Here is a 17,275-nt window from a genome sequence, read left to right as displayed (position 1 = left end):
GGCGTCGGAGGGCATGATCCAGGCACCATGGACCGGCCATGACTCTCACCGCCGCGCTGCCCAAGACCGCCGACCCCGACACTCTCTACGACGCGTTCGCCGGCTGGGCCTCCGCGCGCGGCCTCAACCTCTATCCCCACCAGGAGGAGGCGGTCATCGAGATCGTCTCCGGCGCCAACGTGATCATGAATACGCCGACCGGCTCGGGCAAGAGCCTGGTCGCGATCGCGGCGCACTTCGCCGCGCTGGCCGACGACCGGACGACCTTCTACACCGCGCCGATCAAGGCCCTGGTGTCGGAGAAGTTCTTCGCGCTCTGCGAGGTCTTCGGCGCGGAGAACGTCGGCATGCTCACCGGCGACGCGAGCGTCAACGCCGACGCGCCGATCATCTGCTGCACGGCGGAGATCCTGGCCAACCTGGCGCTGCGGGAGGGCGCCCGGGCCGACGTCGGCCAGGTGATCATGGACGAGTTCCACTTCTACGCCGAACCGGACCGAGGCTGGGCCTGGCAGGTACCGCTTATCGAACTGCCCCAGGCGCAGTTCGTCCTGATGTCCGCCACGCTGGGCGACACCACCCGGTTCGTCGACGATCTGGCCCGGCGTACCGGCCGCTCCACCGCCGTCGTCCGCTCGGCCGAGCGGCCGGTCCCGCTGATCTTCACGTACGCGATGACGCCGCTGCACGAGACGCTCGAGGAGTTGCTGGAAACCAAGCAGGCCCCGATCTACGTCGTGCACTTCACCCAGGCCGCCGCCCTGGAACGCGCCCAGGCGCTGATGAGCGTCAACGTCTGCACCCGCGCCGAGAAGGACATGATCGCCCAGGCGATCGGCAGCTTCCGGTTCACCTCCGGCTTCGGCAAGACGCTGTCCCGGCTGGTCCGCCACGGCATCGGCGTGCACCACGCCGGCATGCTGCCCAAGTACCGCCGGCTGGTGGAGACCCTCGCCCAGGCCGGACTACTCAAGGTCATCTGCGGTACGGACACCCTCGGCGTCGGCATCAACGTGCCGATCCGTACGGTGTTGTTCACCGGCCTGTCCAAGTACGACGGGGTGCGTACCCGGCTGCTCAAGGCCCGTGAGTTCCACCAGATCGCCGGGCGGGCCGGCCGGGCCGGCTTCGACACCCTCGGCCGGGTCGTGGTGCAGGCCCCCGAACACGTCATCGAGAACGTCAAGGCGCTGGCCAAGGCCGGTGACGACCCGAAGAAGCGCCGCAAGGTGGTGAAGAAGAAGCCGCCGGAGGGCTCGATCGGCTGGGGTGAGCCGACGTTCCAGCGGCTGGTCGAGGCCGAGCCGGAACCCTTGACCTCCAGCTTCCAGGTCAGCCACTCGATGCTGCTCAACGTCATCGGCCGCCCCGGTGACGCCTTCGCCGCCATGCGGCACCTGCTCACCGACAACCACGAGGATCCCGCCGCCCAGCGCCGGCACATCCGCCGAGCCATCGCCATCTACCGGGCGCTGAAAGCCGGTGGGGTGGTCGAGGAGCTGCCCGAGCCGGACGAGACCGGCCGACGGGTCCGGCTCACCGTCGACCTGCAACTCGACTTCGCACTCAACCAACCGCTGTCACCGCTGGCCCTGGCGACCATCGAACTGCTGGACAGCGAGTCCCCCTCGTACGCCCTCGACGTGCTGAGCGTGATCGAGTCGATCCTCGACGACCCCCGCCAGGTGCTCTCCGCGCAACAGTTCAAGGCCCGCGGTGAAGCGGTCGCCGCGATGAAGGCCGAGGGCATCGAGTACGAGGCCCGCCTCGAACTGCTCGACGAGGTGACCTGGCCCAAGCCGCTGGCCGAACTGCTGAACAACGCGTACGAGATGTACCGGCAGGGCCACCCGTGGGTCGCCGACCACCAGCTCTCCCCCAAGTCGGTGGTCCGCGACATGTACGAGCGGGCGATGACCTTCACCGAGTTCGTGCAGTTCTACGGGCTGTCCCGCTCGGAGGGCCTGGTGCTGCGCTACCTGGCCGACGCGTACAAGACGCTGCGGCAGACTGTGCCCGAGGAAGCCAAGACCGACGAGCTGATCGACCTGATCGAGTGGCTCGGCGAACTGGTCCGCCAGGTCGACTCCAGCCTCATCGACGAGTGGGAGCGGCTGCGCAACCCCACCGACCTGCCGGACGTCGCCGCCGCCCTGGACGACCGCCCCACGGCGGTCACCCGCAACGCCCGCGCCTTCCGGGTCCTCGTCCGCAACGCCCTGTTCCGCCGGGTCGAGCTGGCGGCGCTACGCCACTGGGACGCTCTCGGCGAACTGGACGCCTCCGCCGGCTGGGACGCCGACGCCTGGGCCGACGCGCTGGAGCCCTACTTCGACACGTACGACGAGATCGGCACCGGCCCGAACGCCCGCGGCCCGGCGCTGCTCATGATCGAACAAGGTCGCGAACGCTGGAGCGTACGGCAGATCCTCGACGACCCCGACGGCGACCACGACTGGGGCATCAGCGCCGAGGTCGACCTAGCCGCCTCCGACGAAGCCGGCACGGCGATCATCCGCATCACCAACGTCGGCCAACTCTGACCCACCCAAGCAACCGGCCGCGTGTCTCGGCCGGCACGGCTTGTTGACCAAGAGGTTTGCGTCAGGATCCGGCGATCGCCGACGCAAACCTCTTGATTAACCGTGCGTCACCGATGCCGCAGGGGTGGGAGCGGAGGACCGGCCCACCCCTGCGGTCGACAGGCGTCGGTCAGTCGCGTGGGGCTTGGAATGCCAGGCGGCGACGACGGAACATCACGAAGAGGACCACGCCGAGCGCCAGCACGGCGGCACCCACGCCGGCCACGGCGGCGGCCGGAGCGCCGGTCACCGGCAGGCCACCGCCGGAACCGCCGTCGCCGTCACCGTTGTCGATGACGATGCGGGCGGTGTTGTTCTCCGGCTTCGACTCGGTGGAGTACATGGCACCGTCGACCACGATGGTGCCGTCCGTACCCGGCGTTGACTTGATCTTCAGCTGGACGGTCGCCTTGATCCGACCATAGCCGGACGCGATGCTCGGGAACTCGCTCTCGAAGTTGCAGCGCAGCTTCTTCGACTCGGGCAGCGTCCCGCCCGGCTCGCCGTCGGTGTAGCACCACTCGGCGGGCAGCAGCACCGTGCCGCTCGGCGCGGTGATGAGCACGCCCGGGCCACCCCCGTCGGAGGGACCGTGGTTGACGACCTCGTAGGTGAGGTCGACCGTCTCACCCACGGCGCCCTTGACGGCCGGGGCGGTGACAGCGACGTCGATGGTGTTCTTCTTGCTCCAGAACCGGAAGTCCGCGTAGTTGTCCGACTCGTCGAGCTCCCACTTGGTGCTGGACTGGCGGGCGACCTTGGCATCCGCAGCCTTGACCTGCAGGGCCTTGACGGCGTCGGCGAAGGACGGGCCCGTACCCTTGCTGCCCGCGACCTTCTTCGCCGCTCGCGACTCCCCCGCCAGGGCGACGCTGACGAAACCGTAGTGCTCGCCGGGACCGGGCAGGTTGCGACCGAAGGTGATGTTGAAGACCGACTCGCCGGTCTCGTCGTCGAACAGCAGCAGCCCCTCACCCGGTTCGAGGGTCAGCGGCAGGACGCAGGTGACCTCGCTGGGTCCGTACACATAGGGCGCCCCGACATCGTCGGGGTAGTAGTCGGCGTACGTGCAGTCGCTGTAGCGCTCGACGAAGGTGGCGCCGGTGGTCAGGCTGACGGTGAACGTGAAGTCCGTGGCGGCAGTGTCGCCCTCGTTGAACACGCCACTGTAGAGCGGCACCGTGTCACCGGGGCCGACCCGGTCGGACTTGTCGTTGAGGTCCGCGGCGGCGGCCACCAGATCGGGCCCGGAAGCGACCACCGTGACCGGGAAGGTCGTGATGTCGTCGTCGGGATTCGCGTCGCCCTCCGTGCTGGCGATGGTCACCGTGACCGAGCCGGCATCGCCGGGCTTGGCACCCTGACGGCTGGCCAACGACACCGGGTAGAGGGTGTCGACCTGCCCAGCGACGAGCACGCCGACGTCGCAGGTGATCTTCTTGTCGGCGAGCTTGCAGTTGTCGACCCAGTCCGGCACGGTCGCGACGACCGCGTCGGAGAGCTTGCTCAGGTCGATGGTGACGGTCACCGCGTTCGCGTCCGCCTCGCCGTAGTTGTACACGTACATGCCGACGGTGGTGCCGCTGTTGTCGACCTCCGCGACCGGCTCTCGGGTGAACGAGACGGACAGGTCGGGAAGCGCGTCCGCGGCGTGTGCCACGGGGACGGGACCGAGAAGCGCCGTCGTCGCCAGCACCGCCGCGCCGACGGCAAGGCGGGGCCAACGGGCCGTAAGGGATGTCATGTGTGCTCCGAAAGAGGAATGAGGAAAGCCCGGACTGTAATCGATCTTCGAGCGGCGCGCTGTCCCGTCCGGCAGGGCTCGTACCGGCATCGGCCGGCCCGTTTTCTCCCCTGGGCGATGTCAGACCCGTCGATTAGAATGTATGTACTAATCGAGTTCCTGACCTGGGAGGATGCTCGTGACCGCGCCCATCTCCGCCCCCCTCACGCCGTACGCCACCCTCCTCGGCTTCACCCGCTACGTCGACCGCACCGGGCCGACCAAAGCCAGCTTCGTCGGCGGCCTGCGTCGACAGCGGGCCAGCCGCTCGGGTTTCAACCCGCACGGCCAGTTCGTCAAGGCGCTCAAGGCCGACATCGCCTTCCACACCGGCGGCACCCACCTGGCGCAGGTGGTCGACGTGGTCAAGCCCCGGTGGCGCCCCCTCTACCAGGCACTGGTGCCGGGCGCCACGGCCTGGCTGCACTCCCTGGGCGAGCCGCGCGAGGTGGACCTGGCCCAGACCCGTGACGCCCTCGCCCTGCTCGGCGACCTACCCGTCAAGATCAACCCCCATTTCGGCGTACGCCATTGCGACGGCCGCGCCGAAGCCGTCCGGCTGTACTTCGACGAGACCCCGCCCAGCGAGGAGGCCGCGCTCGCCACCCTGCACCTGATGGCCCGGCACATGGACGCCGTCCTGCCGCACGCCGAGCCGATCCTGGTCGACGTACGCCGGGGCGTAACCCACCGCATGCCCGAGAGCGCCAAGTCCGACGAGATCGAACGCTGGCTCGCCGGCGAAGCCGCCGCCTTCCGCGCCATCTGGTCCGCCGCCGCGTAACCCCACTCCGCACCCCGCGCCCTCCCCCGCGCCCCCCGCACCCCGCACCCCGCGCCCCGCGCCCCCGGCCCGTGCAACTTCGGGGAAGGTGCTGCCTCTGCCAGCACCGAGGCGACACCTTCCCCGAAGTTGCATTAGCGTCTCGTCGGCGTTGGCGTTGCGGTGCAGGAGTTATCCACAGGGGGTGTCGAGAGTGGGTCGGCTCGTCCAGAGTGGATGTCATGCCGACATCCGCGCGGCGCCCGCCGCAGCTACGCGGACGCGTCTTCCGAGGGTCCCGTGCCGTGGCCCGAGGGCTGCTGACCCGGGGTGAGCTGCGCAGTAAGGCATGGCGGGCGATCTTCCGAGACGTGTACGCCGACGCCCAGCTCACGGTCTCGCACCGCACCCGGTGTCGGGCCGCGGCGCGGTGGCTGCTCCCACCCGGTGCGGCGATCGCCGGACGCAGCGCCGCGGCACTGTTCGGTGCCGGATTCGTCGCCGACGCCGAACCGCTCGACGTGCTGGTTCCCGCCGGGCAACGCTTCGGGCCTGTCGCCGGTCTCGCCGTGCACACCGTCGAGGTCGACCCGTTCGAGGTGCAGCCGCACGACGGGATGTCGGTCACCACGCCGCTGCGGACCTGCTGGGATCTGGCCCAGTGGCTCGATCTGGAAGAAGCCGTGGTCGTGGTGGACCGACTGCTCAACCGCCGGCTGGTGCGCTGCGAACAGCTGCGGGACCTGGCGCACAACCGTCGCGGTGCGCAGGGCTGGAAACGCATGCTGCGGCTGGCGGAGTTGGCCGATGCCGGCGCGGAGTCGGCACAGGAGTCACGGCTTCGGGTGCGGATCGTGCTGGCCGGCGTCCCACAGCCGGTCACTCAGTTCGTGGTACAGCGAGACGGTCGATTCATCGCCCGAGTCGACCTCGCCTGGCCGCACCTGCGGATCGCGGTCGAATACGACGGCCTCTGGCACGACGACCCGGAGCAGTTGCACCGCGACCGCCGCCGTCTCAACCGCCTGCTCGGCGAGGACTGGATCGTCTTGCACGTGACAGCCCGACGCCTCCGCGAAGACTTCGACGGCTTCCTCACCGAACTCCGCCAAGCAATCCACACCCGCGCCCGCTAACCCACCCGCCCCACCCCCCTGCACCCCTGCTCCTGCATCGGCCCATCACCTCCCCGCCCGCCTCCACCGCCCTGCACCTGCGCGACCGCCCTGCACCCACCTGCACCCGCACCCGCACCTGCACCCGCACCTGCAACTTCGGGGAAGATGCTGCCTCCGCACGCGCCGAGGCGACATCTTCCCCGAAGTTGCACACCACCTTGACTGCGGCGGGCAGGCGGCGGGGCCGGGGGTGGGGTGCAGTGGGGTCGTCGGAAGGTCAGTGGGGGGTGGCTGGGGGGAGGTCGGTGATCGGTACGACCCGGGGGGTGTCGAGGGGGCCGATGATCACGCGCAGCGATGGGAAGAGGTCGCCCAGGAGTTGGCGGCAGGCGTCGCATGGGGTGACCAGGGACCGGCCGCGGTCACCGACCGTGACGATGGTTTCCAGTTCGCCCACGCCCTGGGTCACTGCGGTACCGATCGCAACGACCTCGGGGCAGGCTCCGCCGGTCGCGTGCACCACGTTCACGGCGGAGACGACCCGACCATCGGCGGTACGGGCCACCGTGGCGAGAGTGTGGGCTGCGCTGCGGCAGCGCAGCTTCGCCACCGCGCTGGCGGCCTGCACCAAGGCCCGATCGGTGTCACGCATCGTCATCGGCTTCCCCGTGTTCCGTCCCCCGCTCGACGCACAACGATAGACCGCCACCCCCGCACCCCCGCACCCCCGCACCCCCGCACCCCCGCACCCCCGCACCCCCGCACCCAACAGTGCACTGCGGTTGGTGGACGAGGCCGTGTCACGTCAGCGCCCTTTGCTCTGCTTCACCCCACGCACCGATTGGCGACGACATCCATTGCGCCGGTTGAAGCAGAGCAAAGGGGTGCTGCGGTCTACCTGCCACCGCTCGGGCGGCCAGGTCCGGGGTCGATTGGGCCCGGGACGACCGACTCCGGGACGGCACGGTTCGGGACGGTCAGGCTCGGGGTAACCCGGAGGCGGGGCGGCGGCGGGCTGCCTATCCTTGGGCACGACATGCAGAATCCAGTCTCACCTGCCGCGACCGATCCGATCCGCGCGTTGCAGCGTCGCCTTCCCCCGTTGATGTTCCGTGACCAGCGTCAGCTGCGCCGGCGGCTGGACGGGGTACGCAGGCTGCGCGACCCGCAGCGGCGGGAGTCGGCGCTGGCCGAGATCGCGGCCGAGGTGGCCGTGGCGGAGGGCCGGTTGGAACGACGCCGGGCCGCGCTGCCGAAGATCACCTATCCGCCGGCGTTGCCGGTCAGCGAGCGTAAGGACGATATTGCCGAGGCGATCCGCGATCACCAGGTGGTGATCGTGGCCGGTGAGACCGGGTCGGGGAAGACCACCCAGCTTCCGAAGATCTGCCTGGAGTTGGGGCGTGGGATCAGCGGGCTGATCGGGCACACGCAGCCTCGTCGGCTGGCTGCGCGTACGGTGGCTGATCGGATCGCCGAGGAGTTGGGCACCGAGCTGGGTGACGTGGTCGGTTACAAGGTGCGCTTCACCGACCAGGTCAGTGAGCAGAGCCTGGTCAAGTTGATGACCGACGGCATTCTGCTGGCCGAGTTGCAGAACGACCGGATGCTGCGCCAGTACGACACGCTGATCATCGACGAGGCGCACGAGCGCAGTCTCAACATCGATTTTATTCTGGGCTATCTCAAGCAGCTGCTTCCCCGTCGACCCGACCTCAAGGTGATCATCACCTCGGCGACGATCGAGACCGACCGGTTCGCCCGGCACTTCGCGGGGCCGCCGACCGAGGAGCATCCCGAGGGCGTACCGGCGCCGGTGGTCGAGGTGTCCGGGAGGACGTACCCGGTCGAGGTGCGCTACCGGCCGCTGGTCGAGGTGGCGGACACCGACGAGGAGGAGGCGGACGAGGAGAACGTCCGCGATCAGATCCAGGCCATCGGTGACGCGGTCGAGGAACTGGCCGCTGAGGGGCCCGGTGACATCCTGGTCTTCCTCAGCGGGGAGCGGGAGATCCGGGACACCGCGGACGCGCTGGGCAAGCTGGTGCAGAACAAGCGGTCGCTGCTCGGCACCGAGATCCTGCCGCTGTACGCCCGGCTGAGCGTCGCCGAGCAGCACCGGGTCTTCGCCCCGCACAGCGGACGGCGGGTGGTGCTGGCGACGAATGTCGCGGAGACCTCGCTGACCGTGCCCGGCATCAAGTACGTGGTGGACCCGGGTACCGCCCGGATCTCCCGCTATTCGCAGCGGCTGAAGGTGCAGCGGCTGCCCATTGAGCCGGTCTCGCAGGCCAGCGCCAACCAGCGTAAGGGCCGCTGTGGGCGTACCTCGGACGGTATCTGCATCCGGCTCTACGACGAGCAGGACTTCCTGTCGCGGCCCGAGTTCACCGACCCGGAGATCCTGCGGACCAACCTGGCCTCGGTCATCCTGCAGATGACCGCCATCGGTCTGGGCGACATCGCCGCCTTCCCGTTCATCGACCCGCCGGATCGACGCAACATCGCCGACGGGGTCAACCTGCTGCACGAGTTGGGTGCCCTGGACCCGACCGAGACCGACCTGGATCGGCGACTCACCGCGCTCGGGCGGCGGCTGGCTCAACTGCCGGTCGACCCCCGGCTCGCGCGGATGGTGCTCGAAGGGGAGCGCAACGGCTGCGCCACCGAGGTGATGGTGATCGCCGCGGCGTTGTCGATCCAGGATCCGCGTGAGCGGCCGGCCGACAAGCAGGCACAGGCCGACCAGGCGCACGCCCGGTTCGCCGACAAAGAGTCGGACTTCGTGGCGTTTCTGAACCTGTGGCGGTATCTGCGCGAGCAGCAGAAGGACCTGTCCTCCAGCGCGTTCCGCCGGATGTGCAAGGCCGAGTACCTCAACTACCTGCGGGTACGCGAGTGGCAGGACATCGTCAGCCAGTTGCGCCAGGTGCTGCGTACCGCCGATTCGGAGGGCCGGGGGCGCGGACGGCGAGGCGCCGACGACGACGCCCCGCGCGGAGGCGGGCGACGCCAGTCCGGCGCGGACCTGCCGGAGGAGATCGACACCCCGAAGGTGCACCAGTCGCTGCTGCCCGGCCTGCTGTCGCACGTCGGGCTCAAGGACGCCCAGAAGAACGAGTACCTGGGGGCCCGGGGGGCGAAGTTCGGGCTGTTCCCCGGCTCGGCGCTGTTCCGCAAGCCACCGCGCTGGGTGATGGCCGCCGAGTTGGTGGAGACCTCCCGGTTGTGGGGTCGGGTGAACGGGCGGATCGAACCCGAGTGGGTCGAACCGCTGGCCCAGCACCTGGTCAAACGCAGCTACAGCGAGCCGCACTGGGAGAAGAAGCAGGCGGCCGTGATGGCGTACGAGAAGGTGACGCTGTACGGCGTACCGCTTGTCACTTCTCGCAAGGTCAACTTCGGTCGGATCGATCCGGTGCTGAGCCGGGAGTTGTTCATCCGGCACGCGCTGGTCGAGGGCGACTGGTCCACCCACCACCAGTTCTGGCGGGACAACGAGCGGCTGCGTACCGAGTTGGAGGAGTTGGAGAGCCGGGCCCGGCGGCGCGACATCCTGGTCGACGACGAGACGATCTTCCAGTTCTACGACGAGCGGATCCCCGCCGACGTGGTCTCCGGGCGGCACTTCGACACCTGGTGGAAGAAGACCCGCCGGGAGCGCCCGGACCTGCTCACCTTCACCCGTGAGCTGCTGGTCAACGCGGGTCGGGGCGGCGTGGACGAGGCGGACTTCCCCGACCGGTGGCACACCGAGGGTGTCGAGTTGCCGTTGACGTACACGTTCGAGCCCGGGTCCCCGGCCGACGGGGTGACCGTCGACATCCCGCTGCCGCTGCTCAACCAGGTGCCGGCGGAGAGCTTCGACTGGCAGGTGCCGGGTCTGCGGGAGGAACTGGTCATCGCGTTGATCCGTTCGCTGCCCAAGCCGGTGCGGCGCAACTTCGTACCGGTGCCGGACTTCGCCCGCGCCGCGCTGGCCGCGATCACCCCCGGCGAGGAGCCGCTGCTGGACGCGCTGACCCGGCAGCTGCGCCGGATGACCGGGGTGACCGTGCCCCGCGAGGCCTGGGATCTCGGCAAGTTGCCGGCACACCTGCGGGTCACCTTCCGGGTGCGCGGCGACGACGACAAGCCGGTCGCCGAGGGCAAGGATCTGCCGGCCCTGCAACGCCAGCTCAAGGCCGAGGTACGCCAGGTGGTGGCCGCCGCCGCGCCGGACGTGGCGCGTACCGGGCTGACCGGCTGGGAGATCGGCACCCTGCCGCGCACCATCGAGCAGATCCGGGCGGGGTACGCGGTGACCGCGTACCCGGCGCTGGTGGACGAGGGCGCCACGGTCGGGGTACGGGTCTTCGACTCGCCGGGCGAGCAGGAGGCCGCGCACTGGGCGGGTACCCGTCGGCTGCTGCGGCTGACCGTGCCGTCACCGGCCAAGTTCCTCCAGGGCCGGCTCTCCAACGAGGCGAAGCTGGCGTTGTCGCGCAATCCGCACGGCGGGGTGCAGGCGCTGATCGAGGACGCCACCGGCGCGGCGATCGACAAGCTGATCGGCGACGCCGGCGGGCCGGTCTGGGACGCCGAGGGTTTCACCGCGCTGCGGGACAAGGTTCGCGCCGATCTGGTGGACACCGTGGTGGAGGTGATGGAGCGGGTCCGGGCGGTGCTCGCCGCCGCGTACGCGGTGCAGCAGCGGCTCGGCGCGACGAGGAACCTGGCCGTGGTGGCCGCCCTGGCCGACATCCGTAACCAGCTCACCGGGCTGGTGCACGCCGGTTTCATCACCGAGGTCGGTTACGCCCGGCTGTCCGATCTGCTGCGCTACCTGACTGCCATCGAGCGGCGGCTGGATCGGTTGCCCGGCAATCCGCCCCGGGACAAGCAGTTGCAGGACCGGATCGCGGTGGTCCAGCGGGAGTACGACGAGATGCTCGCCGTACTCCCGCCGGCCCGACGTGACTCCGTCGCCGTACGGCAGATCCGCTGGATGATCGAGGAACTGCGGGTGAGCGTCTTCGCCCAGGCCCTCGGCACTCCGTACCCGATCTCGGAGCAACGCATCTACCGGGCCATGGACGACGCCGAAGGGCGCTGACGTGCGCCGAGGAGTACCCGGAGCATCACCCCCGGGCCGAGCAACCGGGCCGGCGGATCGATCAGGTTTATCACCCGCAGGAAGGCGGCGCCGAGCGCCACGTCGTGCGCGGCCGCCGCGTGCAGTCGGGCCAGGTAGGCGTTGACGAACCGGACCTTGCGGGTACGGTGCCCGGTGACTCCCGGAAAGCGCAGGTCGGTGCCGACGGCGATGGACCAGGGCGCGTCGATCACACGCGCCGCCCGCCGGAAGAAGCGCCGGGCCAGCCGGTGACGCCCGCCGCGGGCGAGTAGCCGGCGTAGCAGCAACGCCTGTACGGCGGCGACGGTGATGCCCTGCCCGTAGACCGGGTTGAGGCTGCACAGCGCGTCGGCGAAGACCAGGTGGCCGTCCGGGAAGCGGGGCAGCCGTTCGTAGCGACGTCGGACGCTGGCCGGGAAGCGCATCAGCACCGGCTCGTCCAGCGGTTGGGCGTGCCGGACCAGTTCGCCGACCTGCGGGGCGGCCAGTGAGGTCGCGTACCTGACGAATCCGGCCTCGTCGACCGGGGGTTCCTCGCCCAGGATGCCCGCCATGGTGACCGCGAACCGCCCACCCTCCTGCGGTGCGACGACGCCGTAGCGGGGACAGCCCGGCATCGCGTTGGACAGGACGCCGAGCTTGTCCTCCAGTTGGCCGGCCTCGCGCCGGTATCGGCGGGTCACGTAGGTGACCCCGACCTCGACCCGTTCCTGTTCCACCGTCGGGTAGCCGAGCTCGGTCAGCCAGATCGGGCTGCGGCTGGCCCGGCCACCGGCGTCGACCACGAGATCGGCGGTCAGGGTCGACGGTCGGCCGTCGCGCGGAGCGAGTCGTACTCCGGTGACCCGGCGGTGGTCGTCGGTCGCGAGCAGGCCGGTCACCTCGCAGTCGGGCACCACGGTCACCCCGGGAAGCGCGACGGTGCGCTGCCTGACCACCTGTTCGAGCAACGGTCGGCTCATGCCGAAGGCGGTCAGGTCGGAGCGGGCCGGCAGCATCCGGTGCCCGTCGTTGTACCAGTGCACCTGACCGTGCAGGTCGACCGGAGTGGCGCCGAGGCGGTACAGCTCGGCGCCGAGTTCGGGGAAGAGACTCTCCAGGGCTTGGCGGCCCCGGTCGAGCAGGACGTGGACGTGACGGCCCTGCGGTACGCCCCGGCGGTGCACCGGCTCGTCCGGCGGGGTGTCCCGGTCCAGCAGGATCACCTCGGCGAAGCTCTCCGCCAACGCCCGGGCGGCGAGCAGTCCGCCCAGACTGGCTCCGATGACGACGGCGCGACCGGAGGCTGCCATGCGGGGCAGCCTATGCGCGCGCCACGACCCCTGGCTGCTTCGATCGTGCTCGATGCCGTGCGGTCTCAGGTCAGCGGCTCGACCCCGGGCGGAAGCTCGTCGTCGGCGGTGGCGGTGTGCACGTAGTCGAGCAGGATGCGGCGCAGTTCGCGGCCGGCGTGGGTGGGCACCACGTCGCGGCGGCGGGCCACCGCGATCGTGCGGCGTACCCCGGGCGGGGCCAGTCGGGTGACCCGGATGCCGGGCCGGCGGGCCACCACGATGCCGGGGACCAGGGCGATGCCCAGGCCGGCCTCGACGAAGCTGAGCACCGCGTCCATCTCGCCGCCGTCGACCGACAGGGTCGGTTCGAAGCCGGCGGCCCGGCATGCCTGCAGGGTGGCGTCGCGCAGGTCGTAGCCCTCGCGGAACATCACCAACGGCTGGTCGCGCAGGTCGGTGATCTGCAGGTCGGCTCCGGGGTACGCGGTCGGCAGCGGATCGACCGAGGCGACCACCAGGCTCTCGGTCAGGATCGGATCGGCGCGCAGCCCCGGGTCGATGCCCTGCGCCGGCATGATGATCAAGGCTAGGTCGAGGTCGCCGCGGAGCAGGTGGCGGACCAGGTCCTGTGAGCCGCCCTCCTCCACCCGCAGGTCGACGGTGGGGTGGACGTCGCGGAAGCGGCGCAGCACCGGCGGCGCGAGGGAGGTGGCCAGGCTCGGGGTGGCACCGAGGCGGACCCGCCCGCGCCGCAGACCGACCAGTTCCTGCACCTCGCGGGTGGCGGTCTCCACGTCGGCGAGGATCCGCTTGGCCAGGGGCAGCAGCACCTCACCGGCCGCGGTCAGGGTGATGTTGCCCCTTACCCGCTCGAACAACGGGGCGCCGAGGGTGTCCTCCAAGGCGTGAATTTGCTTACTCAGCGACGGCTGGGTTATCCCGACGACATCGGCCGCCTGGGTGAAATGTCGTACTTCGGCTACTGCAATGAAGTACTTGAGCTGATGGAGCTGCATCTGGATAGCCTATGGCTATCCAGACTGCGGTGTCGATGCATTGGACGACTGATCGAAGTGCTCCTAGCGTCGGGCACGTGGTAGTCACGACTCGAACTCGGTCGCCCATCCGCTCCAACGTCGGCCTCAAGGCCGTCATGGCGGTGACGGGCATCTTCCTGGTGTTCTTCCTCATCGCACACATGCTGGGCAACCTGAAGGTCTTCTCGGGCGACTCCTCGTTCAACGGGTACGCGCACTGGCTGCGCGAGGTCGGCAAGCCGCTGCTGCCGGGCGTCTGGTTCCTCTGGTTCATGCGCATCGGCCTCGTCGTCGCGGCCGTCGGGCACATCTGGGCCGCCACCGTGCTGGCCCTGCGCGCCCGTGCCGCCCGCCCGGTGCGCTACGCCCACCGCAAGAAGGTCCAGGGCAGCTACGCCGCCCGCACCATGCGCTGGGGCGGCGTGATCATCCTGTTCTTCGTGATCTATCACCTGCTCGACCTGACCACCGGGCACCTGAACCCGGTCGGCGACCCGTCCCGGCCGTACGCCAACGTCGTCGCCACCTTCGCGCCGCAACGGTGGTACGTCACGCTCTTCTACACCCTGGCGGTGGTCACGCTCGGCTTCCACCTGCGCCACGGTGTCTTCAGCGCACTGCGCAGCCTGGGCCAGCAGACCCCGCGCGGCGAGCAGCGGGCCAAGGCGGTGGCGCTGGTCTTCTCCGCCGCGCTCGTCGCCGGCTACCTCGTGGTCCCGTTCGCCGTACTCACCGGATTGGTGTCCTGACCATGGATCTGTACATCGAGGGCGACCCGGTCGCCGACACCCGGGCCCCCGACGGCCCGATCGAGAGCCGCTGGGAACGCCGCCGGTTCGAGGCCAAGCTGGTCAACCCGGCCAACCGACGCAAGATGACGGTGATCGTGGTCGGCACCGGCCTGGCCGGCGGCTCGGCCGCGGCCACGCTGGCCGAGCAGGGCTACCAGGTCAAGTCGTACTGCTACCAGGACAGCCCGCGCCGGGCACACTCGATCGCCGCGCAGGGCGGCATCAACGCCGCCAAGAACTACCGCAACGACGGCGACTCGGTGCACCGCCTCTTCTACGACACCGTCAAGGGTGGCGACTTCCGCTCCCGCGAGTCCAACGTGCACCGGCTGGCCGAGGTCTCGGTCAACATCATCGACCAGTGCGTCGCCCAGGGTGTGCCGTTCGCCCGCGAGTACGGCGGCCTGCTCGACACCCGCTCGTTCGGTGGCGCCCAGGTGCAGCGCACCTTCTACGCCCGGGGCCAGACGGGCCAGCAGCTGCTGCTCGGGGCGTACCAGGCGTTGGAGCGGCAGATCGGCCTGGGCAACGTGGAGATGAACGCCCGGCACGAGATGCTGGAGCTGATCGTCGTCGACGGCAAGGCCCGGGGCATTGTGGTCCGGGACCTGGTCACCGGTGAGATCACCAGCGAGTTCGCCGACGCGGTGGTGCTCGCCTCCGGCGGCTACGGCAACGTGTTCTACCTGTCGACGAACGCCAAGGGCTGCAACGTCACCGCCACCTGGCGGGCCCACCGCAAGGGCGCGTACTTCGCCAACCCGTGCTACACCCAGATCCACCCGACCTGCATCCCGGTCTCCGGCGACCACCAGTCGAAGCTGACCCTGATGAGCGAGTCGCTGCGCAACGACGGCCGGGTGTGGGTGCCCAAGGCCAAGGGCGACGACCGGGCCCCCCGCGACATCCCCGAGGACGAGCGGGACTACTACCTGGAGCGGATCTACCCGTCCTTTGGCAACCTGGTGCCCCGGGACATCGCCTCCCGGGCCGCGAAGAACGTCTGCGACGAGGGCCGAGGGGTGGGCCCGACCAAGCTCGGCGTCTACCTGGACTTCGCCGACGCCATCGACCGGCTCGGCCGCAAGGCCATCGAGGCCAAGTACGGCAACCTGTTCGAGATGTACGAGCGGATCACCGGCGAGGACCCGTACGAGGTCCCGATGCGGATCTACCCGGCCGTGCACTACACGATGGGTGGCCTCTGGGTCGACTACGACCTGCAGTCCACCATCCCCGGCCTGTTCGTGATCGGCGAGGCGAACTTCTCCGACCACGGCGCGAACCGGCTCGGCGCCTCGGCGCTGATGCAGGGGTTGGCCGACGGCTACTTCGTCCTGCCCAACACGATCGCCAACTACCTGGCCGCCGGCCCGTTCGAGAAGATCGACGGCAGCCACCCGGCCGCGATCGAGGCCCGCCGCAACGTGGAGGATCGCCTGCAGCGGCTGCTCGCCGTCAACGGCGACCGCACGGTGGACTCGTTCCACCGGGAACTCGGCCAGATCATGTGGGAACACTGCGGCATGGAGCGGTCCGAGGCCGGGCTGCGCAAGGCGATCGACGAGATCCGCGCGCTGCGCGAGGAGTTCTGGCAGCGGGTCCGCATCGTCGGTGACGCCGACGGGCTCAACCAGTCGTTGGAGAAGGCCGGCCGGGTGGCCGACTTCTTCGAGCTGGCCGAGCTGATGTGCATCGACGCCCTGCACCGGGAGGAGTCCTGCGGCGGCCACTTCCGGGCCGAGCACCAGACCCCCGACGGCGAGGCGCAGCGCGACGACGACAACTTCGCCTACGTCGCCGCCTGGGAGTTCACCGCCACCGGTGAGCCCTCGGTGCTGCACAAGGAAGACCTGAAGTTCGAATACGTCCACCCCACGCAGCGGAGCTACAAGTGAACCTGACCCTGCGCATCTGGCGCCAATCCGGCCCCGCGGACAAGGGTCGGATGGTGACCTACCAGGTCGAGGACGTCTCCCCGGACATGTCGTTCCTGGAGATGCTCGACGTGCTCAACGAGCGGCTCATCCTCGCCGGCGAGGAACCGGTCGCCTTCGACCACGACTGCCGTGAGGGCATCTGCGGCATGTGCGGTCTGATGATCAACGGCAACGCGCACGGGCCGCAGCGCGGCACCACCGCCTGCCAGCTGCACATGCGACAGTTCAAAGACGGCGACACCATCGACATCGAGCCGTGGCGGGCCCGCGCCTTCCCGGTCATCAAGGACCTGGTGGTCAACCGCAACGCGTTCGACAAGATCATCGCGGCTGGTGGGTACATCACCGCGCCGACCGGCAGCGCGCCGGAGGCGCACTCGGTGCCGGTGGCCAAGGCCAACGCCGACGCCGCCTTCGAGTCCGCCGCCTGCATCGGCTGCGGCGCCTGCGTGGCGGCCTGCCCGAACGGCTCCGGCATGCTGTTCACCGCCGCCAAGGTCACCCAGCTGGGCCTGCTGCCCCAGGGCCAGCCGGAGCGGTACACCCGGGTCATCGGCATGCTCGACGCCCACGACGAGGCCGGCTTCGGTGGCTGCACCAACGCCGGCGAGTGCACCGCCGTCTGCCCCAAGGGCATCCCGCTGACCACCATCGGCCGCCTCAACCGCGACTACCTCGCCGCCACCACCACCAAACGCCCCGACACCCCCTAACTCCGCACCCCCACCCCACCCTTTCGATGTTGATCAAGAGGTTTGCGTCGGCGATCGCCGGAATCCTGACGCAAACCTCTTGATCAACGTGCACAGAGGGGTTGGTTGAAGGGCGCCTTGTCGGGTAGCAGGCCAGCTACATCGACGACTAGGAGGCG

The 17,275-nt window shown here is 69.7% G+C and carries 11 protein-coding genes; 7 read left to right on the top strand and 4 right to left on the bottom strand.

Annotated elements, in window-relative coordinates:
* Positions 1–38: 38 nt before the first annotated feature.
* On the top strand, positions 39–2,543 hold the full coding sequence (locus tag VAB18032_RS09540; protein WP_013732596.1) for a DEAD/DEAH box helicase: 2,505 nt from the start codon (positions 39–41) through the stop codon (positions 2,541–2,543).
* Positions 2,544–2,712: 169 nt separating this feature from the next.
* On the opposite strand, the gene VAB18032_RS09535 is transcribed toward VAB18032_RS09540, so the two are convergent.
* Positions 2,713–4,326, bottom strand: coding sequence for a COG1361 family protein (locus VAB18032_RS09535; protein ID WP_043720218.1), 1,614 nt, complete (start codon positions 4,324–4,326; stop codon positions 2,713–2,715).
* 178 nt (positions 4,327–4,504) lie between these two features.
* Here VAB18032_RS09535 and VAB18032_RS09530 point away from each other — a divergent pair, with 178 nt between their 5' ends.
* Both VAB18032_RS09530 and VAB18032_RS09525 read left to right on the top strand, forming a co-directional pair.
* Positions 4,505–5,149, top strand: a complete 645-nt coding sequence (locus VAB18032_RS09530; RefSeq protein ID WP_013732594.1) for a hypothetical protein — start codon at positions 4,505–4,507, stop codon at positions 5,147–5,149.
* Between the two features lie 221 nt (positions 5,150–5,370).
* On the top strand, positions 5,371–6,264 hold the full coding sequence (locus VAB18032_RS09525) for a hypothetical protein (protein WP_043720215.1): 894 nt from the start codon (positions 5,371–5,373) through the stop codon (positions 6,262–6,264).
* Between the two features lie 259 nt (positions 6,265–6,523).
* Here VAB18032_RS09525 and VAB18032_RS09520 read toward each other — a convergent pair whose 3' ends face one another.
* Positions 6,524–6,904, bottom strand: a complete 381-nt coding sequence (locus VAB18032_RS09520; RefSeq protein ID WP_013732592.1) for a cytidine/deoxycytidylate deaminase family protein — start codon at positions 6,902–6,904, stop codon at positions 6,524–6,526.
* Positions 6,905–7,282: 378 nt separating this feature from the next.
* On the opposite strand from VAB18032_RS09520, the gene hrpA reads away from it, so the two are divergent.
* Positions 7,283–11,341: an ATP-dependent RNA helicase HrpA gene (gene hrpA, locus VAB18032_RS09515; RefSeq protein ID WP_013732591.1), complete on the top strand. Its 4,059-nt coding sequence runs from the start codon at positions 7,283–7,285 to the stop codon at positions 11,339–11,341.
* Here hrpA and VAB18032_RS09510 read toward each other — a convergent pair.
* Both VAB18032_RS09510 and VAB18032_RS09505 read right to left on the bottom strand, forming a co-directional pair.
* Positions 11,308–12,654, bottom strand: coding sequence for an FAD-dependent oxidoreductase (locus tag VAB18032_RS09510; RefSeq protein WP_013732590.1), 1,347 nt, complete (start codon positions 12,652–12,654; stop codon positions 11,308–11,310). The genes hrpA and VAB18032_RS09510 overlap by 34 nt on opposite strands.
* Positions 12,655–12,719: 65 nt before the next feature.
* Positions 12,720–13,658 (bottom strand): LysR family transcriptional regulator, encoded by a 939-nt coding sequence (locus VAB18032_RS09505; protein WP_043720212.1) that lies wholly within the window; start codon positions 13,656–13,658, stop codon positions 12,720–12,722.
* A gap of 71 nt (positions 13,659–13,729) precedes the next feature.
* On the opposite strand from VAB18032_RS09505, the gene VAB18032_RS09500 reads away from it, so the two are divergent.
* Genes VAB18032_RS09500 through VAB18032_RS09490 form a run of 3 tightly spaced genes read left to right on the top strand, consistent with a single transcriptional unit; the run spans position 13,730 to position 17,117 of the window.
* Entirely contained in the window at positions 13,730–14,422 is a 693-nt protein-coding gene (locus VAB18032_RS09500) for a succinate dehydrogenase cytochrome b subunit (protein ID WP_269764246.1), read from the top strand.
* A 2-nt stretch (positions 14,423–14,424) separates the two neighbouring features.
* Complete coding sequence (locus tag VAB18032_RS09495; protein ID WP_013732587.1) at positions 14,425–16,362, top strand: fumarate reductase/succinate dehydrogenase flavoprotein subunit; 1,938 nt, start codon at positions 14,425–14,427, stop codon at positions 16,360–16,362.
* Positions 16,359–17,117: a succinate dehydrogenase/fumarate reductase iron-sulfur subunit gene (locus VAB18032_RS09490; RefSeq protein ID WP_013732586.1), complete on the top strand. Its 759-nt coding sequence runs from the start codon at positions 16,359–16,361 to the stop codon at positions 17,115–17,117. Before VAB18032_RS09495 ends, VAB18032_RS09490 begins: the two co-directional genes overlap by 4 nt.
* Positions 17,118–17,275: the final 158 nt, after the last annotated feature.

Origin of the sequence: Micromonospora maris AB-18-032 (genome assembly GCF_000204155.1) — a bacterium.
GTDB lineage: Bacteria > Actinomycetota > Actinomycetes > Mycobacteriales > Micromonosporaceae > Micromonospora > Micromonospora gifhornensis.
Note: the sequence above shows the minus strand (reverse complement) of the source record. Positions and strands in the feature narration are given on the sequence as shown.